This window comes from Burkholderia cenocepacia (assembly GCF_900446215.1).
In the GTDB taxonomy this organism is placed as follows: domain Bacteria; phylum Pseudomonadota; class Gammaproteobacteria; order Burkholderiales; family Burkholderiaceae; genus Burkholderia; species Burkholderia cenocepacia.
In genome coordinates, this window is sequence record NZ_UAQZ01000001.1 from 658,116 (window position 1) to 683,293 (window position 25,178).

Annotated in this window: 19 protein-coding genes and 1 tRNA gene; 4 read left to right on the forward strand and 16 right to left on the reverse strand. The window is 64.3% G+C overall.

Features of this window, described 5'->3' with window-relative positions; translation table 11 throughout:
* Positions 1 to 56 precede the first annotated feature (56 nt).
* A complete protein-coding gene (locus DTA15_RS03075; protein ID WP_006486061.1) occupies positions 57 to 1,094 on the reverse strand; it encodes an AraC family transcriptional regulator in 1,038 nt (345 codons plus the stop codon).
* A gap of 226 nt (positions 1,095 to 1,320) precedes the next feature.
* Here DTA15_RS03075 and DTA15_RS03080 point away from each other — a divergent pair, with 226 nt between their 5' ends.
* Positions 1,321 to 2,430 (forward strand): fatty acid desaturase, encoded by a 1,110-nt coding sequence (locus DTA15_RS03080; RefSeq protein WP_006486053.1) that lies wholly within the window; start codon positions 1,321 to 1,323, stop codon positions 2,428 to 2,430.
* 29 nt (positions 2,431 to 2,459) lie between these two features.
* Here the strand turns inward: DTA15_RS03080 and DTA15_RS03085 are convergent, their stop codons facing one another.
* From DTA15_RS03085 to DTA15_RS03140, 12 genes are all read right to left on the reverse strand, one after another.
* A complete protein-coding gene (locus tag DTA15_RS03085; RefSeq protein ID WP_006486065.1) occupies positions 2,460 to 3,080 on the reverse strand; it encodes an HAD family hydrolase in 621 nt (206 codons plus the stop codon).
* Between the two features lie 123 nt (positions 3,081 to 3,203).
* The gene (locus tag DTA15_RS03090) at positions 3,204 to 4,076 is read right to left on the reverse strand and encodes a hypothetical protein (RefSeq protein WP_012492720.1); all 873 of its coding nucleotides are present in this window, start codon (positions 4,074 to 4,076) and stop codon (positions 3,204 to 3,206) included.
* Between the two features lie 51 nt (positions 4,077 to 4,127).
* Positions 4,128 to 4,784 carry a TerD family protein gene (locus DTA15_RS03095; protein ID WP_006482759.1) on the reverse strand — a complete coding sequence of 219 codons (657 nt, stop codon included), beginning with the start codon at positions 4,782 to 4,784 and terminating at the stop codon, positions 4,128 to 4,130.
* 99 nt (positions 4,785 to 4,883) lie between these two features.
* Entirely contained in the window at positions 4,884 to 5,900 is a 1,017-nt protein-coding gene (locus tag DTA15_RS03100; RefSeq protein WP_006482747.1) for a DUF475 domain-containing protein, read from the reverse strand.
* A gap of 43 nt (positions 5,901 to 5,943) precedes the next feature.
* Positions 5,944 to 6,684 carry a VWA domain-containing protein gene (locus DTA15_RS03105; protein ID WP_006482762.1) on the reverse strand — a complete coding sequence of 247 codons (741 nt, stop codon included), beginning with the start codon at positions 6,682 to 6,684 and terminating at the stop codon, positions 5,944 to 5,946.
* A 20-nt stretch (positions 6,685 to 6,704) separates the two neighbouring features.
* Positions 6,705 to 7,802 (reverse strand): toxic anion resistance protein, encoded by a 1,098-nt coding sequence (locus tag DTA15_RS03110; RefSeq protein ID WP_006482744.1) that lies wholly within the window; start codon positions 7,800 to 7,802, stop codon positions 6,705 to 6,707.
* Between the two features lie 345 nt (positions 7,803 to 8,147).
* Positions 8,148 to 9,509, reverse strand: a complete 1,362-nt coding sequence (locus tag DTA15_RS03115; protein WP_006482742.1) for a hypothetical protein — start codon at positions 9,507 to 9,509, stop codon at positions 8,148 to 8,150.
* Positions 9,510 to 9,531: 22 nt separating this feature from the next.
* The gene (locus DTA15_RS03120) at positions 9,532 to 9,795 is read right to left on the reverse strand and encodes a PAAR domain-containing protein (RefSeq protein WP_006482760.1); all 264 of its coding nucleotides are present in this window, start codon (positions 9,793 to 9,795) and stop codon (positions 9,532 to 9,534) included.
* Positions 9,796 to 9,804: 9 nt separating this feature from the next.
* Positions 9,805 to 11,139, reverse strand: coding sequence for a hypothetical protein (locus DTA15_RS03125; protein WP_012492724.1), 1,335 nt, complete (start codon positions 11,137 to 11,139; stop codon positions 9,805 to 9,807).
* Between the two features lie 46 nt (positions 11,140 to 11,185).
* Positions 11,186 to 11,449: a PAAR domain-containing protein gene (locus DTA15_RS03130; RefSeq protein WP_006482760.1), complete on the reverse strand. Its 264-nt coding sequence runs from the start codon at positions 11,447 to 11,449 to the stop codon at positions 11,186 to 11,188.
* Positions 11,450 to 11,458: 9 nt separating this feature from the next.
* The gene (locus DTA15_RS03135; RefSeq protein ID WP_012492725.1) at positions 11,459 to 12,940 is read right to left on the reverse strand and encodes a hypothetical protein; all 1,482 of its coding nucleotides are present in this window, start codon (positions 12,938 to 12,940) and stop codon (positions 11,459 to 11,461) included.
* Positions 12,937 to 15,198, reverse strand: a complete 2,262-nt coding sequence (locus DTA15_RS03140) for a T6SS effector phospholipase Tle3 domain-containing protein (RefSeq protein WP_006482740.1) — start codon at positions 15,196 to 15,198, stop codon at positions 12,937 to 12,939. The genes DTA15_RS03135 and DTA15_RS03140 overlap by 4 nt, the downstream gene beginning before the upstream one ends.
* Before the next feature lie 142 nt (positions 15,199 to 15,340).
* On the opposite strand from DTA15_RS03140, the gene DTA15_RS03145 reads away from it, so the two are divergent.
* On the forward strand, positions 15,341 to 16,600 hold the full coding sequence (locus DTA15_RS03145) for an IS256-like element IS1356 family transposase (RefSeq protein ID WP_006482764.1): 1,260 nt from the start codon (positions 15,341 to 15,343) through the stop codon (positions 16,598 to 16,600).
* Here the strand turns inward: DTA15_RS03145 and DTA15_RS03150 are convergent.
* Together DTA15_RS03150 and DTA15_RS03155 are read right to left on the reverse strand one after the other, a co-directional pair.
* Positions 16,570 to 19,362: a type VI secretion system Vgr family protein gene (locus DTA15_RS03150; protein WP_006482745.1), complete on the reverse strand. Its 2,793-nt coding sequence runs from the start codon at positions 19,360 to 19,362 to the stop codon at positions 16,570 to 16,572. The two genes, DTA15_RS03145 and DTA15_RS03150, sit on opposite strands and share 31 nt — an antisense overlap.
* Positions 19,363 to 19,779: 417 nt before the next feature.
* Positions 19,780 to 20,409: a LysE family translocator gene (locus tag DTA15_RS03155; protein WP_006482752.1), complete on the reverse strand. Its 630-nt coding sequence runs from the start codon at positions 20,407 to 20,409 to the stop codon at positions 19,780 to 19,782.
* Positions 20,410 to 20,756: 347 nt separating this feature from the next.
* On the opposite strand from DTA15_RS03155, the gene DTA15_RS03160 reads away from it, so the two are divergent.
* Both DTA15_RS03160 and DTA15_RS03165 read left to right on the forward strand, forming a co-directional pair.
* A complete protein-coding gene (locus DTA15_RS03160) occupies positions 20,757 to 22,937 on the forward strand; it encodes a TonB-dependent receptor (protein ID WP_006482765.1) in 2,181 nt (726 codons plus the stop codon).
* Positions 22,938 to 22,994: 57 nt separating this feature from the next.
* A tRNA-Ser gene (locus DTA15_RS03165) sits at positions 22,995 to 23,085 on the forward strand.
* Between the two features lie 75 nt (positions 23,086 to 23,160).
* Here the strand turns inward: DTA15_RS03165 and DTA15_RS03170 are convergent.
* Positions 23,161 to 25,176, reverse strand: coding sequence for a sodium:solute symporter family protein (locus DTA15_RS03170; protein ID WP_006482756.1), 2,016 nt, complete (start codon positions 25,174 to 25,176; stop codon positions 23,161 to 23,163).
* Positions 25,177 to 25,178 lie beyond the last annotated feature (2 nt).

Here is a 25,178-nt window from a genome sequence, read left to right on the forward strand (position 1 = left end):
TCTGAAGAAGAAACGGCGCCCGTACGGGAACCTGCACGCCGATGCGGGTGCGGCGTTCAGCGCCGCTCGCTCGGCGCGACGCCCGTCCAGCGCTTGAATGCGCGCGTGAAATTGGCGCGATCGGTATAGCCGACGCGCGCCGCGATCTCGTCGACCGGCAGCCGCGTGCCTTCGAGCAGCCGCAGCGCGTCGCGCAGCCGGATCTCGTCGAGCAGCGCCGAATAGGTCGCGCCGTATTCGGCGAGCTTGCGCTTGAGCGTGCGCGCCGACACATGCAGCTCGCGCGCGACGTCGTCGACCGACGGATAGCCGCCTTCGCCGCAGATCAGCAGGTTGCGCACGCGCTCGACGATGCTCTCCGCATAGCCGAGCCGCGCGAGTTCAGCCTCGCACTGCTGGACGATCATCTGCGCGGTCTGCGCGTTCGCGGTGCCGATCGGCTCGTCGAGCAGCGCGGCGTCGCAGCGGATGCGGTTCGCGCTCGCATCGAAATGGCAGCGCGGCAGCCGCGCGCGATAACGCTCGAACCACGGCGGCTCGGGCCATTCGAAATGGAGTTCGGCACGCGACTGGAGCGTGCGGCCCGGCGTCGGATACAGCAGCGAATTGAACAGGATCGCGGTTTCGACCAGAAAGTTTTCCACCGCGAACTGGCGCAGCCGGCCGAGCGGAAACGCTTCGAGCACGTCGATGTCGACGATGCCGTCGAGCTGCGCGAGCCGCACCGAGAAAAACGGCACGCGCGTCGGCAGGTAGCGGATGCCGAGCGCGATCGCCTCGCCGAGCGTCGCGCAGCTCATCAGCCCGAAGCCGATCAGTCCCGCTTTCGTGAGGCTGCTGCGCAGGCCGATCTCGATCGCGATCGACGGATCGTCGGTCGCGTCGAGCAGGTTGAACACGATCGCCGCCTGCTGCAGCGGCGTGATGCGCGCATCGGGCTGCGCGAGCCGGTCGCGCTCGACGCCCGAGCCGGCGAGAATGCGACCGCCGTCGATGCCGCGCTCCTCGGCCAGCATCAGCATGAACAGCGCATACGCGGACGACACCGTCGCCTTGTTCAACTGGCGCGCGGCATCCGGAACGGACAGGGCCATGCGGCTAACTCCGGAGCGGTTTCGGCGGATTGTAGCGTCGCTGGCCCGCAATGACACCGCGGCGGCACTCTAGCCATGCGACGGCGCATCGACCGCCGGACCGCCGGACAATGTGGCCCGAAATGACACCACCATTGGCACCGACGGCCCTCGCATGCGCGCCGGCACGCGCCTATGCTTGTCACATCGGCATTGCGCCCCACTCTTTCCGCACGGATTCCGGTCGATGAGCCAACCCGCACGAACCGCCTTTCGCCACGACGCCGACAAGGTCGCGTACGTCCGCCGCGAAGTGAACGCCGCGAGCGACGCGATCCGCGCACGCTTTCCGCTGCTCGACAACCAGAACCTCGTCGGCGCGACCGTGATGGCCGTGTCGGTGAGCGCGATGCTCGCGATCGCGTGGCTGTATGCGCGCGGCGCGATCGCGTGGTACGTCGCGCTGCCGCTCGCCGCGTTCGTCACGTCGCTGATCCACGAGCTCGAGCACGACCTGATCCACCTGATGTACTTCAAGAAGACGCCGTGGGCCTATCACCTGATGATGGCGCTGTGCTGGCTCACGCGGCCCGGCACGATCAACCCGTGGACGCGCCGGCGCATGCACCTGCATCACCACAAGGTGTCGGGCGGCGAATCGGATCTCGAGGAATTCGGCATCACCAACGGCGAGCGCTGGGGCGTGAAGCGCCTGCTGATGATCGCGGACGGCATGCTCGCCGTCGTGCTGCGGCCGGCCGCGATGCGCCGCAAGGTGAAGCAGTACGTGGCCGCGCAGCCGGTGCAGGATCCGTCCGAGCGCCTGCAGTTGCGCATCGAGCAGGTGTCGTCGTACATGCCGGTCGGTCACCTGTACTACACGCTGTGGCACGCGTTCATCGTCTATCACGTCGGCCTGTTCGCGCTGCATGCGTTCGGTTACGCGGTGACGGTGCCGGCCGTCGTCGAACGCGCGATGAGCGTCGTCGATTTCCTGGCGGTGGTGTGGCTCGGGCCGAACTTCGTGCGCAGCTTCTGCATCAACTTCGTCAGCTCGAACATGCACTATTTCGGCGACATCGACTCGCGCAACGTGATCCAGCAGACGCAAGTGCTGAACCCGTGGTGGATGCTGCCGTTCCAGCTGTTCTGCTTCAATTTCGGCAGCACGCACGCGATCCATCACTTCGTGGTGCGCGATCCGTTCTACATCCGGCAACTGACCGCCCGCACCGCGCACGCGGCGCTGCGCGAAGTCGGCGTGCGCTTCAACGACGTCGGCACGTTCGCCCGTGCGAATCGCTGGGGCGGCTATCGCCCGTCTCGCGGCACGCACCACGCGCAGGCCGACGCGTAACGCCGGCGGCGCGCGGCATCAGCGCCTCGTCACTCGCCGATCGGCGGCATCGGCCCCTGCCCGCGGATCCACGACCAGTTCGCGAGTTCGGCCATTTCCTTGTCGCCGCGGCTGTCGCCGTACGCGAACAACTGCTTCGGCGGCCGGTTGCCCCACCATCCGCGCAGCCGCACGACCTTCTGCGGCCCCCAGCAGTTCTCGCCGTCGAGCCGGCCGGCGAAGACGCCGCGCTCGAACGCGAGCCGCGTCGCGAGCACGGCGTCGAAGCCGGCCGTCTTCGCCCACTTCTCCAGATACAGCGACGGCGACGCGCTGACCAGCACGACTTCATGCCCGCGCGCCCGATGCTCGCGGACACGCTCGAGCATTTCCGGACGCACGAGGTTCGGCAGATAGCTATCGACGAACCGGCGCGCCTGCGCATCGAGCACGTCCTCGCGGATCGGCCCGAACGCGAACGACGCGAACTTCGCCTTCGCGTCGCCGCGCGACAGCAGCCCGGCCTTCATCGCGACGATCCACGGCAGCGCGCGCAGCCCCGCCCACGCGAAACGCGGCGTGCCGACCGCCTGGCGGACGAAATGGCGAAAGCTGTCGGTGGTCGTGATGGTGCCGTCGAAATCGAAGGCGGCGACGATGCGGTCGGTCATGGAGAATCGGCGGGAAAGCGATGAGATGCCCGGGAAGATAGCAGACTCGCGGCCGCCCGCGCGAAACCGTCGCGCCCGACACGCGACTGCGCGCGCCGCAGCGCGTGCGGTCGCATCGTTCGCTCAGCGCGACGGCCGCGCGGCCAGCGCCGCCGGCAGCACGACGTTCATCAGGTGATCAGCACGCGACAGCAGGTCGGTCACGCGCTCGTCGAGCCCGCGCAGTTGCGCCGGCTGCATCCGGATCTGCTGGACGGCCTGTCCGACGATGTTGCGGCGGTCGAACAGCGTGCGCTCGACGCCCGCATCGTCCGGCGCGCGCACGACGTCCGACACCGCGCTCAGCGCGGCGAGCACGACCACGAGGTTTTCCTCCGCATGGCGGACCTTGGCGGCGAGTTCCTCGGTACGGCGCGGGAAAAAGCCGAGCGACTGCTTGAGCGCACCGAGCGCCGCGCGATAGTCGACATGGCCGGACGCCGCCCCGAACCAGCGTTCGAACATGCCGGCCTTGCGCGTCGCTTGCGCGAGCATCCCGGCCATCATGTCGGCCGCGCCGAGTTCGTTGAATTCGCGCGTCGTCGCCGCGACGGCTTCGACGAGGTTGCCGGCCGTCTCCAGCGCGCCGTCGCCGATCGTCGCGACCGTCGCGAGCTTCAGCGGCACCAGTTGCCGGATATGCCGCTCGATGCGCGGCGCGTAGTCGGGATAGAGATTCGGAAAGCTGGCCTGCGCGGCGCGGAAGCACGCTTCGAGCTGCGGATGGTTCGATGCGCCGAACAGCGCACGGCCGATTGCGTCGGCGGGCGCCGCACGCACGGCGTGATCGGACGCGGGCGCCGGCCCGAACTCGAGCGCCTGCGGGGCGGGCCGCGCCGGCGCACGCGCGACCGGCGCAGCGGGCGCGGCCGGCGCGTCGAACGCAAGACGCCCGGGCGTACGCTCGGGCGTCGTATCGAACTCGAGCCGCTTCGGCTCGTCGGACGGATTCGTCATCGCTGCTTCCTGCCCGGCGCGGCGGTGCTCCGCGCGCCGGGCTGCCGCCAGTCAGACCGCGCCGCCGTACGCGCGGACGAAATCGCCGAGGCCACGGTTGTAGCCCGCGCCGACCGCCTTGAACATGAAGTGGCCGTCGCGGCGATAGAAGCTGCCGACCTGCACCGACGTCTCCATCGAGAAGTCTTCCTCGAGCGCATACTTCGCGATCACCGCGCCCGACACCTCGTCGGCGATCTGGATGTAGCTGTTGCGAACCTGCCCGAAATTCTGCCGGCGCGCTTCGGCCTGGTCGATCGTCACGACCACCGAGATTTCCTCGACGTCGGCCGCGAGCTTCGTCATGTCGATGAAGATCACTTCATCGTCGCCGTCGCCGCTGCCCGTGCGGTTGTCGCCGCTATGCACGACGCCCAGGCACTTCGACGAAGGCATCCCGCGCTTCGGGAAGTCGTCGCCGGGCTGGATGAAGGTTTCCTTTCGCTCCATCGTGCGCACTTCGCTGTTGTAGAACACGAAATGCTGATCCGAGATCAGCTTCGGATTGCTCTGCGCGTCGTACTTGCACAGGAACACCGACACGTCGAGATCGAAATCCGTGCCGGTGTCCGTCGCGTTCGCGTCCCAACCGAGACCGATGCGGAATTTCTGCGTGCCGGGCGCTTCCTTCGACAGGTTGACGCGACCGCCTTTCGACAAATTGATCATCTGAACCTCTCCTGCTGGAACCGCCGTAGCGCCGGCGGCGATGCCGGGCCGCACACGGCGGCCCCTTCGTTGATGGTGTTCGCGCCGCGTGACGCGCGCTTACTTGCCCGCCACCGCCGCGCGGTCTTCCTTGCGCTGCACGACGATCGACGACCACACGGCCGCTGCGATCATCGCCGCGCCGATCAGGCCCGTGACGACCTCCGGCACCTCGAACTTCACGCCCAGGAACATGATCGTCGCGAGCGCGCCGATCGCCCAGAACGCGCCGTGCTCGAGAAAGCGATACTGCGCGAGCGTGCCCTTCTTCAGCAGCACGAGCGTCATCTCCCGGATGTAGGCCGCGCCGACGCCGAGGCCGAGCGCGATCAGGAAAATGTTGTTCGACAGCGCGAACGCGCCGATCACGCCGTCGAAGCTGAACGACGAATCGAGCACTTCCAGATACATGAACCCCGCGACGCCTTCGCGCACCACGCGCGTGCCCGTGTCCTCGCCGCCGACCAGGTCGCCCACGCCGTGCGCGATCACGAAGCCGATCACGCCGAACGCACCCGCGAGCAGAAAGCTGACCTGCTCGGTCGCCGGCACGTAGAACGACGCGACGATCACGATCGCCAGCGTCAGCGCCACTTCCAGTGCGGTGATGCGGCCGAGATGGCGCATCGGGCCTTCGAGGAAGCCGATCCAGTGCTCGTCCTTCTCGGTATCGAGCATGAACTTGAAGAACACCATCAGCAGGAACGCGCCGCCGAACGCCGATACCTCGTGATGCGCGGACGTCAGCACCGCCGCGTACTTGTCCGGCGATTCGATCGCGAGCGTCAGCGCGTCCCACAGACCGATATGGCCGATCACCGCGACGATCAGCAGCGGAAACACGAGCCGCATGCCGAACACCGCGACCGGCAGGCCGAACACCATGAAGCGGTTGCGCCACTTCTCCGACCAGTTCTTCAGCACCGACGCGTTGACGACCGCGTTGTCGAGCGACAGCGAAATTTCGAGCACGCACAGGACCGCGACGATCAGCATGTCCTTCACGCCGCCGAGGAGATAGGCCGCGATCAGCGCGAGCGCCGTGAGCGACAACGGGATCTTGAAGTCTTTCAACATGATGGGGTAATCGAGTTCAGAAAAATGGGCAGGCGGGCCGCGCTTACTTCGCGCGCACCCAGTCGCAGAATTCCTGCGTGATCAGCTGTTCGTAGATCTGTTCGTCGCTGAGGTCGAGCGATTCGAGATGCAGGAAGCCGACGTTCGGCATTTCGTCCGCGACTTCCGCGAGGAAGTCGAATTCGCTCGGATCGCCGACGCCGACGAGCGACCAGTACAGCGGGAAATGTTGCGATTCGGTCAGCAACTGGCGCACGCGCTTGCGGTCGTTCTTCGGGTTCTGGCCGTCGGTGACGAACAGCACCCATGCGGGCAGATGGCCGTTCACGGGCGCGGAGGCGGCCGGCGCGGACGGGTCGTCCGCACCGCCGAACAGCCGGCTCAGGAAGCCGCGCTTTTCTTCGCGCTTCGGCTCCGGCGCGCGGAAGAAGAAATCGACGATGTCGTTCATCACCGGCGCGTACTGCGTGCCGCCCCACTTGTCGATCCGCGCGTTGAGCACATGATCGGAAATGTACGAGCCGTAGTTGTCCGGCGTCGCGGTCGGCAGCCGGTCGTAGCCTTCGGTGAAGGTCCACGTGTCGACTTCGCCGTTGTCGTCGAACTTCAGTGCAATGCCGAGAATCCGGTCGTGCGTCTCCTGGATCACGCCCGACTGGTACAGCGGCTTCGCGGAGCCCGAGATGTCGAGCGCCGCGCCGACGCGCACGACCGGCGGCTTCAGGATCTGACGTTTTTCGAGGACGATCGCGACCTTCGCCGCGCGTTTCTCAAGCGTAATCATGCGGTGTTCTCTCAGTTCTCTTAGTTGTGCTTCGGAGCGAATCGGGTGATCAGGTCCTGTTCGAGCTGGCGCAGGCGCGGCGCGTCCTGCTCGCGCTGGCGGCGGCCGTCGGCAATGATCTGCGTGATGTCGTCGAACGCGCCGAACAGCTGCTGCTGCGCGTATTCGAACGTGTCGGTCGAGATCACCGGGCGCTGGCCGAGCTTCGCGACTTCCTGCGCGTTCTGGCGATTCAGGTCGGCCTGCGCGCGGATCGCCTCGTCGGCGGCGTCGTACGTCGCGTTCGCGAGCGCCGCCGCGCGCTTGGTGCTGAGCTGCTCGAGGTAGAGCGCGAACGCATTGGTCCACGCGGGAATCAGCACGGTCTTGATCGTCATGAACTTCGACGTCAGCGTGCGTTTCTGGTCCTGCTCCATCCGGATCTGCGGCGCGAGCTGCTTCGACATCAGCATCGCGCGGTCGAGGTCGTCGAGCTTGCTTTCGAGCGCGTCGACCTTGCGCTTCACGTCGAGCAGGCGCTGTGCGGCGAACGCATCGTCCGCCGGCTGCTGGCCGGCCGCGAGATGCGCGCGCAGCGCCGCGAGCGCCGTTTCGCCGTGCGCCTTCGACTGCGCGAGCTCCTGGTGCAGCGCGTAGTTGTCGTTGTACATCCGCTCGAGCTCGTCGATGCCGGCCTTCTGGCGCTGCGCATGGTTTTCGAGCTCGACGACGAGCGTATCCATCCGCTTGCTCACCGACTCGTATTGCGACAGCAGCTTCTCCTTGGTCGAGCGGAACAGCCGCGTGACCTGCGTGAGCAGCCCGCCCTTGTCGGCGCCGCGCGGGTCGAGCCCCTTCGCGGTCGCGATCAGCTCGTTGAGCTTGTCGCCGAACTGGTCGGCGTCCGACGCCCGGACGCTTGCGAGAATCTGCTGGGAGAAGGCGGCGATCCGCGTGCCCTGCGTCGCGCCGAGCTGGTCGATCTCGTCGACGGTGATCAGGCGCGCGTGTTCCGTCGGCTGCGCTGCCGGCACGACGACGTTGGCGACGGCGGCTGGCCCGGCGACGGGCGACAAGGACGGCATGGAAGGACGATCGCTGACCGCATCGGATTTGTTGTCGTCGAATAGCGGCTTCATGTGGCTACCACGTTCCTTTTCTGCTTTTTGCTACGTGTGTTGTCGTGCGCGCAACGCGCGCTTCCGCGATTGCCGCCGTGCTCTCTCACGGGCGGCAGACGGACAATAAATGGCGACGGTGCGGCGCGTCAAGCCAGGCAAGTCTTTCAATTTCCATACGCTTTGTAATATATACGACGGCCATCTCGATACTGCTTCCGGCAATGTAAGGACATATGCGTTGATGGAGCATGAATCCGGAATTCTCGGCACACGCCGACGGAGAGAAATGGAAAGTATTTTGAAAGAATTGGCCTGTCGCTATTCCGCTGATTGTTACAGATTGCTTAACGCGGGCGTCGCGCCCTAGTCCGAGTAGCCTTGCGACGCCGGGCGCGCGTCGTGGCGGCGGCCCCACCACGGCAAGTACGCGTTGTTCTCCCCGCGTGCGCGGAACCAGTCCTTGCCGGGATCGATCGGCGTCAGCTTCGACGGTGCGACCACCACCACGGCCGTCGGATGTTCGGTGTCCGTCGTGCCCGCCACAAGCACGTTGCCGCCGAGATGATTTGCGCGGCCGATCGCGAGCGCCACATCGGTCAGCGCCGCGCCGGCCCCCATGTCACCGAGCAGTGCCGACGTATTGAAGGTTTCGCCGCGAAGATCGCTTTCCGGCACGGCTTCGGCGAGCCCTTGCGACAGAGACGCGGCCCTTGACGACGCGGCCGCGCTGCCCTTGCCCGCATCGGGGATAACGTAGTTCAGCGACGAGACCGCGACGCCCGCATTGGCTGCCGCCGCGTCGATCGTCGACTTCCATGCCTGCACCGCGCGGCCCTCGCCTTGCTTCGCGTCGAAATCCTGGACGCTGCCTTGCGCCGCCTTGCCGATCCAGGCCAGCGGTTCGCGCTCGGTCTTCAGATCCGGGCCGGCGAGGAACAACACCACCATGTTCTCGTTGATCTGTTCATCCTGCGGCGGAAAGCTTGGCGCGTCCCAGTTCATCACCCACACGCTTTTGTCGGGATGCGCGGCCAGGTAGTCCAGCGCGGCGTTCAGTGACGTGAAGCCGGCATTGCCGTGGCCCGACGTCACGTGCACGTCGGGCGGTATGTCGCGGATCCATAGATTTTTTGCGGAGGGGTTGCCGATTTCATACATATTTACCATCTCGTCGCGCAAGAACGCTCCGGCGCCTTCCGGGTCGAGACGGCCGGCAGGAAGTGCGAGTTCGACATGCACCCCCGCCAGTTCACGCCACTCCCGCTTGTACTTCGAGCCGATGGTGTAAAAATAATCGGGGTTCATCACGTAGCGCGTCCGAAACAACACGAGAAGTTCGCGCACATATTTCTTGTAAAAACCCGCGAACGACTCACGCCCCCGCCGCCCGTCCGCGACGATGGAAACCGCCTGCAAGGTCGAGTATTTTTTGGGGTTTGTGCGCACCATGTCGTCGTTGGCGTTCGGCTTCACCAACCCGAGCGTCCACAGCAATTGCCACTCCGTCGGATAGTCACGACGCTGCAGCGGATTGAGCCATTCAAGTCCGACAACTTGGGCAACAAACGGCGCGGCAGACGCACCTTCGACGGATTGCGTCGATGCGGCGCGCGTCTCAGCCCGCAATGGCGGGCTCGACAAGAATGTCGCCATCACGATCGAGACGCACCCGATACGTCTGGCAAGAGTGAAGCAGTGCATGAATACCCCGATCGAACCGGCCATCCCCGCGCGCCGGTCCGGCAATTCATTCCCGCCCGGACGATGCCAGGCTCGAAATCAGCGTCGCACCACACGACGTCTTGTGTCCATCGAATGCAGCCGGTTTCCCGTCGACAATGACCTGCGGATCGCCTTCGGCGATAAAGCAGGCCTGATGGCCCGCGATCGGACAGATACACGTATCGCCGAGCCGGGCGACCGGCCGCCCCATCACTTCGCTGACCGCGCTGCCGGTCACGACCTGACCGCCGTGGCTCGTTGCGTCGCCGACTCGAATGATTCCGCGCATGCGTGTTCCTTATTCCGAATAGCCTTGCGACGCAGGGCGCGCGTCGTGACGGCGCCCCCACCACGGCAAGTACGCGTTGTTCTCACCGCGTGCGCGGAACCAGTCCTTGCCGGCGTCGATCGGCGTCAGCTTCGACGGCGCGACGACGACGACTGCCGTCGGATGCTCGGGGTCCGTCGTTCCGGCTACGAGCACATTTCCACCGAGGTGATTCGCTCGGCCGATCGCCAGCGCCACATCGGTCAGCGCCGCGCCGGCGCCCATGTCACCGAGCAGTGCCGACGTATTGAAGGTCTGCGTACGGAAATCGTATTCCGGCAGTACTTCCGTCAGCGTCTGCGACAGCGATGCAATTCTTGTCGATGCAGCATCGCTGCCCTTGCCCGCGTCGTGCACGATGTAATTCAATGACGATACCGGCACGCCTGCATTAGTCGCCGCCGTATCGATCGTCGACTTCCATGCCTGCACCGCGCGACTCGCGCCTTGCTTTGCGTCGAAATCCTTGACGTTGCTTCGAGCGGCTTTACCGATCCACGCCAGCGGCTCGCGCTCGGTCTTCAGATCCGGGCCGGCAAGGAACAGCACCACCATGTTCTCGTTGATCTGTTCGTCGTTCGGCGGGAAACTCGGCGCATCCCAGTTCATCACCCACGCGCTTTTGTCGGGGTGGGCGGCCAGATAGTCCAGCGCCGCATTCAACGACGTGAAGCCGGCATTCCCCTGCCCTGATGTCACGTGCACATCCGGCGGTGTGTCGTGGCTCCACAGATCTTTTGCCGATGAATTTCCGATCTCGAACGTGCTGATTATTTGATCACGCAAATATGCCTTTGCCTTGATGGGATCAAGACGACCAGAAATTGCCAGTTCAACATGCACGCCAGCCAGCTCACGCCATCTACTTCTGTCACCAGGTTTCACGGTATAGAAATAGTTGGAATCGGTAAAATATCTAGTACGGAACAATACGAGCAACTCGTCGATATATTTCTCGTAAAATCCACCAAATGATTCACGTCCAGAGCTGCCATCCGCAATGATTGAGATCGCTTGAACGGCAGAGTACTTTTTAGGGTTGGCGCGCACCATATCGTCATTCTTGTTCGCAGAAGCCAAGCCCAACGTCCACAGCAATTGCCACTCCGTCGGATAGTCACGACGCTGCAGCGGATTGAGCCATTCAAGTCCGACAACTTGGGCAACAAACGGCGCGGCAGACGCACCTTCGACGGATTGCGTCGATGCGGCGCGCGTCTCAGCCCGCAATGGTGGGCTCGACAAGAATGTCGCCATCACGATCGAGACGCACCCGATACGTCTGGCAAGAGTGAAGCAGTGCATGAATACCCCGATCGAACCGGCCACCCCCGCGCGCCGGTCCGGCAATTCATTCCCGCCCGGACGACGCCAGGCTCGAAATCAGCGTCGCACCGCACGACGTCTTGTGTCCATCGAATGCAGCCGGTTTCCCGTCGACAATGACCTGCGGATCGCCTTCGGCGATAAAGCAGGCCTGATGGCCCGCGATCGGACAGATACACGTATCACCGAGCCGGGCGACCGGCCGCCCCATCACTTCGCTGACCGCGCTGCCGGTCACGACCTGACCGCCGTGGCTCGTTGCGTCGCCGACTCGAATGATTCCGCGCATGCGTGTTCCTTATTTTGAATAGCCTTGAGTCGTAGGGCTCGCATCGTGACGACGTCCCCACCAAGGTAGATAGGCGTTGTTTCCGCCGCGTGCGCGAAACCAGTTCTTAGTTGCATCGATCGGCGTCAGTTTCGAAGGCGCGACCACCACCACCGCTGTCGGGTGCTCGGCGTCGGTCGTTCCGGCTACGAGTACATTTCCCCCGAGGTGATTCGCTCGCCCGATCGCCAGCACCACATCGGTCAGCGCTGCGCCGGCCCCCATGTCACCGAGCAACGCCGATGTATTGAAGGTCTGCGTACGGAAATCGTATTCGGGCAGTACTTCCGTCAACGTCTGCGACAGGGACGCAATGCGTGTCGACGCAGCATCACTGCCCTTGCCCGCATCGTGCACGATGTAATTCACCGACGACACCGGCACGCCAGCATTACTCGCCGCCGTATCGATTGTCGACTTCCATGCCTGCACCGCGCGACTCGCGCCTTGCTTTGCGTCGAAATCCTTGACGTTGCTTCGAGCGGCTTTACCGATCCACGCCAGCGGCTCGCGCTCGGTCTTCAGATCCGGGCCTGCAAGGAACAGCACCACCATGTTCTCGTTGATCTGTTCGTCGTTCGGCGGGAAGCTCGGTGCATCCCAGTTCATCACCCACGCGCTTTTGTCAGGATGCGTAGCCAGATAGTCCAGCGCGGCGTTCAGCGATGTGAAGCCGGCATTGCCGTGGCCCGTCGTCACGTGCACATCCGGCGGTGTGTCGCGACTCCATAGATTCTTTGCGGACGGGTTGCCGATTTCGAATATATTGACAATGCGATTACGCAGATATGACGCAGCCGATGCAGGCTCAATTCGTTCGGAAGGAATAGCCAACTCCACATGCACGCCAGCCAGCTCACGCCACTTTCTTTTGTCATCCGAGCTCACGGTGTAAAAATAATCTTCACCCGTAAAATATGGAGCTCGGAAGAGCAACAATAGTTTATCGACATATTTCTCATAAAATCCAGCAAAAGATTCACCTCCTCCATTACCATCCGCGACAATGGAAATTGCCTGCAACGTCGAATATTTCTTCGGATTCGTTCTAACCATATCATCGTTGACATTTGGCTTGACCAGACCAAGCGTCCACAATATTTGCCACTCGGTAGGGTAGTCCCTGCGCTGGAGGGGATTCATCCATCCAAGGCCTACAACCTGCGCAACGAAAGGCTTGGATGAACTGGCCCCAGCGATCGGGACTGCCTTATCGGCCGATGAGGCGGCCATCGCGCGAGGAGCAGCAATCACTGTTGCGAACGCAAACACCATGATTGCCACGAGCCCCGGGACCAACACCAATCGTTTCAACAGATTACCCATACCCAATAACTCCCCTGCCGGCTTGCCAGACGAAATCAATATCAAAAACGACGCCCCTAAAGCAAAAAACAACGCAAGGCTCGCAACTCCGACTCGACGCGGCCAGGTGGCAATGACCGCCTTCATAAAATACCTCCCAACTTCATGAAAAAGCCACCATCTCGCTCGTCATGTATTTTCCCCGGCATTGCGGCACTTTCGTCTTTTTTAACCCAGTCAGGCAAAAATAGGTCGCCGTGCTTGCCGGTATTTATATAATCCATCAAATGAAAATTAGGATCACCCTTCTTGGAATCACTGGCAAATCTCCAATCAGCCTGGATTCTGAGATATTTGAAATCATCTTCAGTTAAATAACAAAGCCCAATTGCCACATCATAAGCCAACGCCCTTTCAGCATGATCCTTGTTGGTCATGATGGTCGAATGGTTAGTGGGGTTATTCTTGTCCCCGCCGTTCAGAATCTGGAATATCTCGTTGTTCCGCCATTCGGTATAGTCAGCACTCGCTGCCTCCGGATTGTCCTCCCCGATCACATTCCCTTCCTTGTCGACCCAGCGGCGATTTCCGGACCTTCTCGCTTCCATCCGAAGAATGGAATGATCCTCATACCGCTGCGCAGCCTCGGACGCCGCGTCCCCCTGCGCCTTCAGCGCATCACCCTCGGTCTTGAATTTTTCCGACTTCGCGTCGAAGTTGTCGTATGGATCGTCATCACGCTTGTTCTCCTTGTTGGCGTCACGCCCAGCCGACGGCGGATCGTAACCCTCGTTGAAGCGCCCTTCCTCAATCGGTTTCCCTTGCGCATCGCAAGCGCCCGACGGCTTACCGTAGCGCAACGCCTGCGGGAGGAAGCGCGTTTCCTTGTCGAGCATCGGTGCCGTAATCGGGATTTCCCAATTTTTCGGTGGCTCGGCATTGACTGCCATGTCCGTCAAATTGAACAGGTAGAAGACCGGACTCGTTGCAAGCGTGAAAATCTTCGCGATCCACCCTTCATTGGAATGCATACCTCGTCCAAGACCATACCGCGCCGGTGGTGATGGCGGATACCAGAAACCTTCCTTCTGGTTCTTGTCCTTGCGCCAGTCATCCTGCCAGTACCGATAGAGCTTGCTCTCTCCGCCCACCTCGAAATTCGACGCGAACACGCGTTGCGAAAAAACGCCCCACGCGTTCGTCGCACTGATTTCATCGATACTCATCCCGCGCCAGCCGATTCCCTGAACGGTCAGGGCGGAAATGACCTGATCGTGCGGGCAGCAGTACAGCGTCACTCTTCCGTAGGTGTTTTTCTGGTACAGCCCATGCGCCTCCCGGTCCTTGGCTGCGCTATACGGTTTGCCTCCGTCCTTCGACGGTCTCGCGCTTTCCATCGCGCGATCGAGATCCTCCGCAGGCATCTCGAGCTCGGCCCGGGCACGCAGGATATCGAAGTACGCCCTCAACGTCTCCTTGCGCGCGACATAGGTCTCGCGCCCCACGTGACCGTTCTTGTCGCGCACTCCGCGCTGGGCCCATGAGTCGGTCATGTTGGCCTCGACGAGACTGTACGGAGGATTGGCGAGCACATAAGTGTCGGCGACGCAGCGCCCTTTCTTGCCCCACTGATCCGTCACCTCGGGCAACCGGTCGCCGAGGAATGCGGCGGCAAGGCCGATCATGTTTCCCTGGCTGTGGCACACGATCGTGATCGGCGCGTCGGCCTGTCGTTTGCGGATCGACTCGACCAGGCGTGCCAGCCGCAGCGCGCCAAGTACGCCGTAAGTGCGCGGCGGCGTGGAGTAGATTTTTCGATTGCCGATGCTGTTCATGTGCTGAACGGTCAGCCACAGAAAGAGCCGATCGTTCAACCCGTCGTTCCACAGATCCGGCAGACTCGAACACCCGCCCGCGAACGGACCACCGCCCCAGTAATTCTTCTCGTTGAGCATGATCTTGTCGCCATACTCCTTCAGCTCCTGCGCATTCGCGGCATAGCCCCACCGAAAGTGGATGACGGGCGAAAACGACGGATCGGGCTTGATGTACGTCTTCGACGACATTTCCGGATTCAGGAAGCCGTCCGGCGTCAGGCTTTCGATATAGCTGACCGGCGTCATCTGCCCGGCCACCGGCCCCCAATGGAACAGCTGATCGTCATAACGCCCCATGCGCCGGTTCAACCCGGCACACAGCCCCTTCTCGGCCTCCTGGAACCATTCCCCTTCCGAATTCACCCCGTGCACGAAAATGACGACGCCCGGCAGCGGCATCTGCATCACGCACTCGAGGTCGTTGCGGTTGAACAGCGTCGTCCCCAGTCCACCACCCACCGGAGTCTGCGACGGGTCGTCCGTCGACGGTTGCCCGCCCGGGTTCTGCGCAAAGTTGTAGTTGAACATGTTGTTTTTCTTGAAGACTCGGCTCAGGTTCTCGACTTGAAGAAGCGAACCGCCAATTGTTCGAACTGGTCGCTGCTGACCGGCGCGAGCCTATCCGAACTTTTGTGTGTGAGGCATAAACTGATGGCCAAGGAGCCACGTTATGCCACGCAAACGCAAGGAAGAAGTGCCGGTAGAACCGGGCAAGGGCTTGAACCTGGACCCGGAACTCATCAAGCAACTGGTGCCCGGAACGCTGGATCGGGCTTCGATCAACGAGCAATTCGCGGCCCTGAAGAAGGCGATATTCGAGCGCGCGCTGGGCGGCGAACTGACCCACCACCTGGGCTACGAGAAGGGCGATGCCAAGCCGGCGGGCCGCACGAACCATCGCAACGGCACCAGCCGTAAGCGCATCGCGACCGACGATGATCTGCTCGACATCGAGATTCCGCGCGACCGCGAAGGCACGTTCGATCCGGTGCTGATTGCCAAGGGCGAGCGACGCTTCACGGGCTTCGACGACAAGATCATTGCGATGTACGCACGCGGCATGAGCGTGCGGGAGATTCAGGGTTTCTTGCTGGAGATGTACGGCATCGAGGTGTCGCCGGAATTCATCAGCACGGTGACCGACGCCGTGATCGACGAAGTGCGCGAGTGGCAGCAGCGGCCGCTTGAGCCGATGTACCCGGTCGTGTTCTTCGACGCCTTGCGAGTCAAGATCCGCGACGAAGGCGTCGTGCGCAACAAGGCGATCTACCTGGCGCTGGGCGTGCGCCGCGACGGCACACGCGACGTGCTGGGCCTCTGGATCGAGCAGACCGAGGGCGCCAAGTTCTGGCTGCGGGTGGTCAACGAGCTGAAGCTGCGCGGCGTGCAGGACATTCTGATCGCCGTGGTCGACGGCCTGAAGGGCTTCCCGGAAGCGATCAACACGGTGTTCCCGGAAACGACGGTCCAGACCTGCATCGTGCATCTGATCCGGAACTCGCTGGACTTCGCCAGTTGGAAGGACCGGAAATCGGTCGCGGCGGCGCTCAAGGAAGTCTATCGGGCACCGTCGGCCGAAGCGGCCGCCGTGGCGCTGGACGCGTTCGATACGAGCCCGTGGGGTACGAAATACCCTCCGATTGCCGCGCTCTGGCGCCGGGCCTGGGATCAGGTGATTCCGTTCTACGCCTTCGCGCCCGACATCCGGAAAATTGTATATACGACCAACGCGATCGAGTCGCTGCATATGCAGCTTCGAAAGATCATCAAGGCGCGCGGCCACTTCCCGTCGGACGAGGCCGCGCTCAAACTGATCTGGCTGGCGCTGCGCAACGTCGTGGCCAAGTGGACCGGCTCTCGGCACGATTGGAAGAGCGCGATGACCCAGTTCGCGCTGCTTTACCCCGAACGATTCAACATTGGAATCTGAATCTCAACCCGCCTCACACACGGAATTCCGGATACCTCCACCGGCGCCAGCTTGCCTTGCGCGTCGGTCTTCCCCTTGATCAATTCGCCCGACGCCTTTCGCACCTCGGCTTCCATGCCCTCGACCGGCTGTCCGTCGGTGGCCCGGACCAGCTTCGGCACCCGCCCCAGCGAGCCCTGGTCGAACTTCGGAAAGTCGGCGCTCATGCTCGCCGGCCCGGCCCACGTATGCGACGCCGACTTGACGGTGAAACTCCCCGGACACCCGAGCTCGATATCGCCGCCCTGCAGCTTCAGGTACGCGCCGCCCGACGTCACGAACACGACCTGCTCGCTGGCCATGCCCGCGAGCTTGCCGCCGCCCGCCGTCATCTGGATGTTCTTCGCCGAATCGATCTGCGTGTCGTCGTTCTGGCTCTGCAGCGCCACTTTCCCCTGGTTGGCGATCGCCGACACGCCCTCGCTGTGCGCGAACATCGCCACGCCATGCCCGGCCTGCAGGTTGATCCGCTGCCCGCTCGTGTACTGCAGGTGGTTCTGCGCGACGACATCGACGTTGCCGCCCGCATGGGTCGTCACGGTCTTCGGCGTCGCCATGCTGATGCCGGCCGGCGCGGTGATGCCGATCGCGGCCATCGACGCGCCTGACGACTCACCGCCGTCGGACGCCTTGCCATTCGGCCAGCCTTTCACCGTGGTCATGAGCGCATCGTGCGGCTGCGTATCCGGCGCCACGCCCTGATGCTGGCCCGCATAGTCGCCGAGACTCTTGAACAATTCGACGCATTCCTGCATCAGTTGCAGATACTCGTCGCGCGCGAGGTGGCCGTCGCTCGCGCGCAGCCGCTCCCAGGCCGAAATCAGCATCGCCTTGCCGCTGCGAATCGCCACATGCGCATCGCTGCGCAACTCCGCGCCTTCGCCGCGCGCCGTACCCTGCCCGTTGTCGCGCGGCTGCGTCAGATAGCCGAGGTTCAGCTGACTGTACGCATGCTCGCTCGCCAGCTGGCTGCTGATCTGCCCGGGCGTATCGTCGAAGCGGATCTGGTTGTAGCGCTGCCCCTTGATTTCCTTCGTCTTCGTGCCGGAAAGATAGCGGTTGCCCGGCAGTGCGCCGGTATGGCTGAAGGTCGCCGGCATGTTCGGCCCGTTGGCCAGCACGCCCATCACGACCAGCCGGTCCGGATCGCCGCCGATATGGCCGATCAGCACTTCCATGCCGACGCGCGGCAACGTATTCGCGCCGAAGCTCGGCCCGGCGAGCGCGCAGGCGACGCGCACCGGCGCGCTGTCGGACGGCGTGCCGCTCGTGCCGGCGCCCTGCGCGTGCGCATGATCGTCCGCGCTGAGCCCCTGGATTCGCACCCGGATGCGGCCCATTTCATCGCAGAACACCTCCTCGCCCTCCGGCCCGACGACGACCGCCGTCATCGGATGAACCGGCGGCAGGTCGACGTGGGGATCGTAGGCCGGCGTCAGCGGCACGCCGCGCCGCACGCACGAGAACGTATTCTCGTAGCGCCTGTCGCTTTCGTCGCCCGGCTTGCCGCTCAGGTCGGCCGGCACCGCGTTGAACAGCACGCGGCTTGCCGCGAACAGCGATTGCGCGCGCTCGTTCAGTTCCTTCGGCAGGTTATTGCGCACGCAATGATGAAGCGACGTGACGACGAACTGCCGCTGTTCGGCCGGCAACGTATCGAGTTGCGGATGCTCGGCGAGCGCAAACCAGTGACCGACGGCAAGATCACGCACATTGCTCACGCCGTCGACGGATTCGGCACGCAGTTCATGCGCCAGCATCCGGTCCTTGCCGATCCGGTCGAGATCGGACGACGAATCCCCGGCATGCGGGATATCGATGACGACGTCGGCCAGCAAATGCCCGAGGTCGTTGCCGCCGTCACCCTGATCGACGATCGTCGCCTGCTCGGTTTGCGACATCCGGCCGCTCTTGTAGTCCCACGTCGGCCGGACGACCTTGCCCGGGATCAATCGGCGGCTCGTCGCCCACAGCGTGATCGAGTCGCGCGCCTCGGTGGCGGCGTCGCGATGGTATCGGATCGTGCCGGCGACCGTCTCCGGCAACTTCATCGAGTCATCGGCAAAGACGAGCGTATGCACCGGCGTGTCGTGCGCTTGGCCGCTCGCCCGCTCGCCTGCCTTGCCCGCCTTGACGAATACGGTCGCCCCGTCCCGTCGCAACAGCCGCCGGATGAAGTGCGCGTCCGACTCGTTGACCTGCCGCGTGAGTTCACGCGCGGGGTAACGCGCGGCTTGCAGACCGGACAGGTCGAACTCGAATGCGCCCGCGAGCGCCGAGCTGCGCTGGCGCCATTCCTGAAGCAACACACCGAGGATGTCGGGCAGGCTCTTGGACCGAAACAACCGCGAATTGGTCCGCCGCTCCATCACGGACAGCACGTCGCGAATCGTCAGCTGGTAGCAGGTCAACGAACCGTCCGACTGCCCGGTGCGGACGTCGGTGACGATGCCGTTGATGGGATGAAGACGCCCGCGATCGGTCGTCATCTCGACGGAAACCGGCAGTCCGATGAAGCTGCGGATCGGCAGATCGGCCCGTGCCGACACGCAGGTCAGATGCCCCTCGATACCCGTCATCAGCCCTTCCCGGATATCGGCATACTGGAGCGCAAGCACTTGCTCGAGCGTTTTCTGGGCAGGCCCCCAGTTCATGCGAACCGGTCGATTGTTCTGATCGACCACCCCCGACGCAAACGTGCGTAGTAATTCGGCTGTATTCACAGCGTAACTCTCAGGATTTTGTTTGACTTCGTTGTTCGGCGAGCAATCACGCCCGCTGGTCCGTCCTGGGAGTGCCGCCCGTCTGGTTTTCGGCGAGCATAGCAAATTTGTCAGGTTGGTGACGGCTTTTTGACAGGATTTAGAATCCTTTTTGCACGGCGCGCAACGGGCTCAACCGTTCACTTTCTTTCGAAGTCGGCCGATCCCGTCCCGCGCCCCTCGAGCGTCGTCCCGGTGTCGGTCCCATCCGCGCCGCATTCCCGATACGGGCCGGACGAACTGCACCGCCAAGTCACGAATCGTGAAACCCATCGTCCGTCGATACCGGCGAAGGTCGCGCCGAAATGCCGATCCTCGGCCGACGTCATCTCGTCCGGATGGCACGACGCTACGTCGCTTCCCCGCTGCGCCGCCGCGTCAATGCACGGCCTTGCGATACAGCGCAACGTACCCCGCGAGCATCAGCAGCAACGACCCGCTGACCCGGTTCAGCCACTTCTCCCCCGCGGCCTTCCATACGCGGACCGAATGCACGCCCAGCAGCGCGTAACCGGTCATCCCGATCACGTCGATCGCGACGATCGTCGCCGCAAGAATCGCGTACTGCGGCGCGATCGCATGCGACCGGTCGACGAACTGCGGCAGCAGCGCCGACATGAACAGGTAGTACTTCGGGTTGCTCATCGCGACGAAGAAGCTCTTCAGAAAGGCGCTCCGGCGATCGGGCGTCGCAGGCACGCAAGGCTGCGCAGCCGCGGCCCCGCCGCTCGACATCAGCATCCGGATGCCGACATACGCGAGCCACGCCGCGCCGAGCAGCTTCAGCGTCACGAACGCCGTTTCCGACGCGTCGAGCAGCACGCCGAGGCCGAACCCGACCAGCGCGACGAGCACGACGTCGGCGGTGACGGCGCCGAGCATGCCGACCATCGCGTGACGCAATCCGTAGCGCGAACCGTTGCTCATCGCGAGCAACACCGTCGGGCCCGGCGTCGCGACACCGACGGACAAGATCAGCGCAAAGGCGAGCAAGGCGGAGAGCGACATGGCGTGGCGTTCCTTTTGAAGAGTGCGGTGCGGACGGACTGCATCGTCGTCGTGATCGGGCCACCCGGCCGCAACCGGTGCGCACGGTTTGTTACGACGAATGCGGTCTTCGCATGATCGCATGCTCGGCCCGACGCCCGCTCGGCGGTTGTGCACCGTCGCCGGTGAACCGCTCCCAGTTATCTCAAATAGTGGGCTGCCCCCTCCGTAAACGACAATGATTCTCGTTTACGTTAGACTCCGCCGCTCGATAAAAATACGTCCGCGACAGCACGGACGCGTCACGCCGCCCGGATTCCGACTTGCCGCCCTGGGATGGATCACCGACCACACCCGATTTGCGTCCCATGTCGACACTTTCGTTACCCGTCCTGCGTCTCACGCCGATTGCCTTCGGCATTGCGCTCGCCTGCACCTTCCCGGCCGCCGCCGGGGCCAAGCAGGCCACTTCCGCCGCCAACGCCGCGCCCGACGCCACCGTGCTGCCGTCGATCAACGTGACCGGCGCCGCCGAGCCGCTGCCCGGCGACCTCGCGCCGACCTACGCCGGCGGCCAGGTGGCGCGCGGCGCGGATTTCGGCGTGCTCGGCCGGCAAAAGGCGAGCGACGTGCCGTTCAGCATGACCACCTATACGTCGAAACTGATCGAGGACCAGCAGGCGCGCACGCTCGCCGACGTACTCGACAACGATCCGGCCGTGCGCAGCGCATCGGGCTACGGCAACTTCTCGCAGGTGTTCGTCATCCGCGGTTTCGCGCTCGCCGGCGACGACGTGTCGCTGAACGGCCTGTACGGCGTCACGCCGCGGCAGCTCGTCCAGACCGATGCGGTCGAGCGTGTCGACGTGTTCAAGGGCGCGAATGCATTCCTGAACGGTGCATCGCCGAACGGCTCGGCGGTCGGCGGCGGCGTGAACCTGCAATTGAAGCACGCGGACGACAAGCCGCTCACGCGCGTCACCGTCGACGGCGCGACATCCGGCTCGCTCGGCACGCATGTCGACCTCGGCCGCCGCTTCGGCAGCGAAGGCCAGTTCGGCGTGCGCGTGAACCAGTCGATCAGCGGCGGCGACACCGCCGTCGACGACGAGCGCCGCCGCAGCAACGTGACCGCCGTGTCGCTGGACTGGCGCGGCGACACATTGCGTCTGTCCGGCGACTTCCTGTATCAGCGGCAGCGGATCGACAACGGCCGCCCGATCGTGCTGGTCAGCGGCAGCCCGTTGCCCGCCGTGCCGTCCGCGACGCACAACTATGCGCAGCCGTGGAGCTTCAGCGAACTCGAGGACACGGTCGGCATCGTGCGCGCCGAGTACGACTTCCTGCCCGCGTGGACGGCCTACGTATCGGCCGGCGCACGCCATACGAACGAGCACGGCGACTACTACACGCCGACCTACTCGTCGTCCGGCACGACGGGCTCGCGCCTGAGCGTGCCGCACAAGGAAGATGCGCAGTCCGCCGAGGCCGGCGTGCGCGGCCGCTTCACGACCGGCCCCGTGTCGCACTTCGTGACCGCCGGCGCGTCGTTCATCCGCATCGACAGCCAGTCCGCTTACACGATGTCGAACGCGTTCCCGACGACGCTCTACGATCCGGCGCCGGTCGCGTCGCCGCCCACCGCCTACGCGGGCGGCGACATGAACGATCCGGGCACGGTCACGAAGACCTGGCTGCGCAGCATCGCGGTGTCCGATACGCTCGGCTTCCTCGACGACCGCGTGCTGTTCACGATCGGCGCGCGGCGCCAGTCGATCTCGGTCGACAACTTCGACTACACGGGCGCGGTCACCAACACCTACAGCAACGCGATCACGACGCCGGTATTCGGTCTCGTCGTGAAGCCGTGGCGCAACGTGTCGATCTTCGCGAACCGCAGCGAAGCGCTCGCGCAGGGCGAGATCGCGCCCAACACCGCGCGCAACGCGGGCCAGGCGCTGTCGCCGTACCGGTCGAAGCAATATGAAGCCGGCGTCCGCTACGACACCGACCAGTACGGCGCGTCGCTCGCGCTGTTCCAGATCGAGAAGCCGATGGCGTACACCGATCCGGCGACGAACCTGTTCGGCGCCGACGGCACGCAGCGGCACCGCGGCATCGAGACGGCCGTGTACGGCGAGCCGTGGAAAGGCGTGCGGCTGATCGCCGGCGCCACGTACCTCGACGCGACGCTGCAGAACACGGCCGGCGGCACGAACGACGGCCACCGGCCGATCGGCGTGCCGTCGTTCCTGCTCAACGCGGGCGCCGAATACGACGTGCCGATGCTGCGCGGGCTCACGCTGACCGCGCGCTGGATCCACACCGGGCCGCAGTACCTGGACGTCGCGAATACGATGTCGATCCAGGCGTGGGACCGCTTCGACCTCGGTGCGCGCTACGCGACGGACGTGTTCGGCAAGAAGACGACGTTCCGCGCGACCGTGCGCAGCGTCGCGAACAAGTCGTACTGGTCGTCGACGATCGGCGGATACCTGACGCAGGGCGACCCGCGCTCGGTGTGGCTGTCGATGACGACGGATTTCTGACGGGCGCCGAAGGGAGTGGCGGGCTGCCGCCAGAGTTTGCTATACTCTCGGTCTTCCGGAGAGATGGATGAGTGGTTTAAGTCGCACGCCTGGAAAGCGTGTATAGGTTAATCGCCTATCGGGGGTTCGAATCCCCCTCTCTCCGCCAGGATTCAAATGCCCGCGCCAGCGGGCATTTTCGTTTCCGGACGCACGTCGATACGCGCTCCCCCCGCCCCGCTGATCACGGGTGCCGAATGTAATCCACCAGCGCCCGCGTGTATTCATCCGGCCGCTTGTCGCACAGACTCACCGCGATCGCCACCGCAAACCCCGCCGGCACGCCGAACACGCCTGAACTGATCGGCTCGATCCCGAACCACGGGCGCCCGGCGAACCCGGTCAGTTGCGTGAAGAACGGATAAGTCGACACGATGTAGTACACGCACACCGCCAACCCCGTCACCATCCCGGCAATCGCGCCGCGCGTCGTGGTGCGCTTCCAGAACACCCCCAGCACCAGCACCGGAAAGAAGCTCGACGCCGCCAGCGAAAACGCGGCGCCGACGAGAAACAGGATCTTCCCGGTATTGAGCGACGCGACATACGACGCGAACAGCGCCACCCCCAGCAGCAGCACCTTCGAAATCGTCACGCGCCGCTGGCTCGACGCATCGGGCGCGACCATGCAGTAATAGACGTCGTGCGACAGCGCGTTCGCGATCGTCAGCAGCAGCCCGTCCGCGGTCGACAGCGCCGCGGCCAGCGCACCGGCCGCGATCAGCCCCGACACCACGTACGGCAGCCCCGCGATCTCCGGCGCGGCCAGGACCACCATGTCCGGCTGCATCTGGATTTCCGACCAGTGCACGATGCCGTCCCGGATCACCTCGACGACACTGATCAGGTCGGGTTCGAAGTGATGCCACTGCGTAACCCACGCCGGCAATTCGGCGAACGGCCGCCCGACGAGATTCGCGAGGATCTCGTACTTGATCAGCACCGCGAGCACCGGCACGCTCAGGTAGAACAGCGCGATGAAGAACAGCGTCCAGCCGACCGAGCGCCGTGCCGACGCGACCGACGTGGTCGTGTTGTAGCGCGTCAGGATGTGCGGCAGGCTCGCGGTGCCGAGCGACAGGCACAGCAGCAGCGCGAGGAAGTTCCGCTCGCGCGGCTTGCGTTCATCCTCGCTCGCGGCCGGAAACGGCTCGTGCATCGGCACGGGCGGCTCGGCCCGCGCGAGCAGGTCGTCACGCACCTGCGTCCACGCCACGCGCGCCGCCGCCGGATCGCGCGGGAAATCGGCCAACTCGCGCTCGCGCAGGCTGATCTCGCGCAGCGGCCCGTTGTGGCGCCGCAGATCCGCGAGCTGGTCGACGAGATGCCGGCGCGCATCCGCGTACGACGCCGGCAACCGGTCGAGCCGCGTCTGGATATCCGCGGCCTGCCGGCGGTATGCATCACGCACCTGCTGCTCGTCGCGCGCGTCGCGCACCTGCGCCTCGCGCGCCGCGACGCGCTCCATCAGCGTGCCGTAATTGAACTGCGGCACGGGGCCGAGCCCGTTCTTCATCGCGATCAGCGAGACCGGAATCAGGATCGCGCTGATCAGGATGATGTACTGCGCGACCTGGGTCCACGTGACCGCGCGCATTCCGCCGAGAAACGAGCACACGAGAATGCCCGCGAGCCCGCAGAAGATCCCGATCGCGAAATCGACGCCGATGAAACGCGTCGCGATCAGGCCGATCCCCTGGATCTGCGCGACGAGGTACACGAACGAACACAGGATCGCCGCGCCGGCCGCGAGCGCGCGCACGGCCGTGCTCGAAAAACGCGTGCCGAGAAAATCCGGAATCGTGTAGCGCGCGAGCTTGCGCACATACGGCGCGAGCAGGAACGCGACGAGGCAGAATCCGCCCGTCCAGCCCATCACGTACGCGAGCGCGTCGTAACCGGTGGCGTAGAGCGAGCCGGCCAGGCCGATGAAGGACGCGGCCGACAGCCAGTCGGCCGCCGTCGCCATCCCGTTGAACGCGGACGGCACGCGCCGCCCGGCCACGTAGTACTCGACGAGATCGGACGTGCGCGACAACAACCCGATCACCGCGTACACGGCGATCGGCACGAACAGGAACACGTAGCCGATCCAGACGCCCGAGCCGGTCGCGCGCTCGATCCGCCACATCAGCAGCACGAAGCCGAGAAACCCGAGCGTATAAAGCGCGTATGCGCGTATCAGTCGACGCGTCAACATGA

What these genes read in the sequence shown, in the direction of transcription:
- DTA15_RS03135 (WP_012492725.1), bottom strand. Translation starts at nt 12,940, where the DNA reads ATGAAGGCGGTCATTGCCACCTGGCCGCGTCGAGTCGGAGTTGCGAGC.
- DTA15_RS03110 (WP_006482744.1), bottom strand. Translation starts at nt 7,802, where the DNA reads ATGAAGCCGCTATTCGACGACAACAAATCCGATGCGGTCAGCGATCGT.
- DTA15_RS03095 (WP_006482759.1), bottom strand. Translation starts at nt 4,784, where the DNA reads ATGATCAATTTGTCGAAAGGCGGTCGCGTCAACCTGTCGAAGGAAGCG.
- DTA15_RS03160 (WP_006482765.1), top strand. Translation starts at nt 20,757, where the DNA reads ATGTCGACACTTTCGTTACCCGTCCTGCGTCTCACGCCGATTGCCTTC.
- DTA15_RS03080 (WP_006486053.1), top strand. Translation starts at nt 1,321, where the DNA reads ATGAGCCAACCCGCACGAACCGCCTTTCGCCACGACGCCGACAAGGTC.
- DTA15_RS03100 (WP_006482747.1), bottom strand. Translation starts at nt 5,900, where the DNA reads ATGTTGAAAGACTTCAAGATCCCGTTGTCGCTCACGGCGCTCGCGCTG.
- DTA15_RS03105 (WP_006482762.1), bottom strand. Translation starts at nt 6,684, where the DNA reads ATGATTACGCTTGAGAAACGCGCGGCGAAGGTCGCGATCGTCCTCGAA.
- DTA15_RS03125 (WP_012492724.1), bottom strand. Translation starts at nt 11,139, where the DNA reads ATGCACTGCTTCACTCTTGCCAGACGTATCGGGTGCGTCTCGATCGTG.
- DTA15_RS03155 (WP_006482752.1), bottom strand. Translation starts at nt 20,409, where the DNA reads ATGTCGCTCTCCGCCTTGCTCGCCTTTGCGCTGATCTTGTCCGTCGGT.
- DTA15_RS03130 (WP_006482760.1), bottom strand. Translation starts at nt 11,449, where the DNA reads ATGCGCGGAATCATTCGAGTCGGCGACGCAACGAGCCACGGCGGTCAG.
- DTA15_RS03085 (WP_006486065.1), bottom strand. Translation starts at nt 3,080, where the DNA reads ATGACCGACCGCATCGTCGCCGCCTTCGATTTCGACGGCACCATCACG.
- DTA15_RS03090 (WP_012492720.1), bottom strand. Translation starts at nt 4,076, where the DNA reads ATGACGAATCCGTCCGACGAGCCGAAGCGGCTCGAGTTCGATACGACG.
- DTA15_RS03120 (WP_006482760.1), bottom strand. Translation starts at nt 9,795, where the DNA reads ATGCGCGGAATCATTCGAGTCGGCGACGCAACGAGCCACGGCGGTCAG.
- DTA15_RS03145 (WP_006482764.1), top strand. Translation starts at nt 15,341, where the DNA reads ATGCCACGCAAACGCAAGGAAGAAGTGCCGGTAGAACCGGGCAAGGGC.
- DTA15_RS03075 (WP_006486061.1), bottom strand. Translation starts at nt 1,094, where the DNA reads ATGGCCCTGTCCGTTCCGGATGCCGCGCGCCAGTTGAACAAGGCGACG.
- DTA15_RS03170 (WP_006482756.1), bottom strand. Translation starts at nt 25,176, where the DNA reads ATGTTGACGCGTCGACTGATACGCGCATACGCGCTTTATACGCTCGGG.
- DTA15_RS03115 (WP_006482742.1), bottom strand. Translation starts at nt 9,509, where the DNA reads ATGGCCGGTTCGATCGGGGTATTCATGCACTGCTTCACTCTTGCCAGA.
- DTA15_RS03140 (WP_006482740.1), bottom strand. Translation starts at nt 15,198, where the DNA reads ATGTTCAACTACAACTTTGCGCAGAACCCGGGCGGGCAACCGTCGACG.